This is a genomic window from Microbacterium sp. NPDC087589, assembly GCF_044743635.1.
In the GTDB taxonomy this organism is placed as follows: domain Bacteria; phylum Actinomycetota; class Actinomycetes; order Actinomycetales; family Microbacteriaceae; genus Microbacterium.
In genome coordinates this window covers 1,752-3,688 of sequence record NZ_JBIUWV010000011.1, presented here as the reverse complement: position 1 = coordinate 3,688, position 1,937 = coordinate 1,752, and the positions used below count along the sequence as shown (strand labels likewise).

The window sequence follows — 1,937 nt, the reverse complement described above, 5'->3', positions numbered from 1 at the left end:
TCTGCACGCTGTTGGGTCCTGAGGGACCGGATGCGAGTCTTCGGACTTGTTTCTGTACCTCTGGGCCTCTTGTTGTTTCCCTTGTGGGGGAGGCGAGAAGGGGTACCGCCCGTACTTTGAGAACTACACAGTGGACGCGAGCATCTTGCAGCCGGCTTCGGTCGGTTGCACAAGATGATCTTAAAGATCATTAGTCAATTTCAAGCCAGGCCTTGTGTCTGGTGTCGATTCTGATTCAAACTCATGTGATTTATCAAGTCTTTAAGAGCAAACGGTGAATGCCTTGGCATCTGGAGCCGAAGAAGGACGTAGCAATCTGCGATAAGCCTCGGGGAACTGATAAGCAAGTTTTGATCCGAGGGTGTCCGAATGGGGAAACCCCGCTGGGCGGCGTGCCGACCTAGTGACTCCCGCCTGAATATATAGGGCGGGTAGAGGGAACGTGGGGAAGTGAAACATCTCAGTACCCACAGGAAGAGAAAGCAACCGCGATTCCGTTAGTAGTGGCGAGCGAAACCGGAACAGGCTAAACCTAGCGTGTGTGATAGCCGGCAGGCGTTGCACGTTGGGGGTTGTGGGACTTTTCAGTCATCTCTGCCGAGATGGCGGCGTTACACGATGGTATAGACGAACGGTCTTGAAAGGCCGGTCATAGAGGGTGCCAACCCCGTAGTCGAAATGCCAACCGTGGCGCGAAGAGTATCCCAAGTAGCACGGGGCCCGTGAAATCCCGTGTGAATCTGTCAGGACCACCTGATAAGCCTAAATACTCCCAGATGACCGATAGCGGACAAGTACCGTGAGGGAAAGGTGAAAAGTACCCCGGGAGGGGAGTGAAATAGTACCTGAAACCGTTTGCTTACAAACCGTTGGAGCAGCCTTAGTAGCTGTGACAGCGTGCCTTTTGAAGAATGAGCCTGCGAGTTAGCGATATGTGGCGAGGTTAACCCGTTGAGGGGTAGCCGTAGCGAAAGCGAGTCTGAATAGGGCGATTCAGTCGCATGTCCTAGACCCGAAGCGAAGTGATCTATCCATGGCCAGGTTGAAGCGACGGTAAGACGTCGTGGAGGACCGAACCCACTTAGGTTGAAAACTGAGGGGATGAGCTGTGGATAGGGGTGAAAGGCCAATCAAACTTCGTGATAGCTGGTTCTCTCCGAAATGCATTTAGGTGCAGCGTTGCGTGTTTCTTGCCGGAGGTAGAGCTACTGGATGGCCGATGGGCCCTACAAGGTTACTGACGTCAGCCAAACTCCGAATGCCGGTAAGTGAGAGCGCAGCAGTGAGACTGTGGGGGATAAGCTTCATAGTCGAGAGGGAAACAACCCAGACCACCAACTAAGGTCCCAAAGCGCGTGCTAAGTGGGAAAGGATGTGGAGTTGCCTTGACAACCAGGAGGTTGGCTTAGAAGCAGCCACCCTTGAAAGAGTGCGTAATAGCTCACTGGTCAAGTGATTCCGCGCCGACAATGTAACGGGGCTCAAGCACGCCACCGAAGTTGTGGCATTGACATTATTGGTAGGCCTTCGTGGTCCAGCCGTGTTGATGGGTAGGAGAGCGTCGTGTGGCCAGCGAAGCGGCGGTGTAAACCAGCCGTGGAGGCTACACGAGTGAGAATGCAGGCATGAGTAGCGAAAGACGTGTGAGAAACACGTCCTCCGAAAGACCAAGGGTTCCAGGGTCAAGCTAATCTTCCCTGGGTAAGTCGGGACCTAAGGCGAGGCCGACAGGCGTAGTCGATGGACAACGGGTTGATATTCCCGTACCGGCGAAGAACCGCCCAAGCTAATCCAGTAGTGCTAAGTGTCTGAATCCCAGTGACTGATCCCTTCGGGGTGACGCGTTGGGCCTAGCGCACGACCCCATTCTGGTGCGGTTAGCGTATTAACAGGTGTGACGCAGGAAGGTAGTCCAGCCGGGCGATGGTTGTCCCGGT

1 rRNA gene (only partly in view) is annotated in these 1,937 nt (G+C 54.4%); it reads left to right on the top strand.

Annotated features, from left to right (window positions below):
- Nucleotides 1-251: 251 nt before the first annotated feature.
- Nucleotides 252-1,937: ribosomal RNA gene (locus ACIOU8_RS18125) — 23S ribosomal RNA — on the top strand (it continues 1,517 nt past the right edge of the window).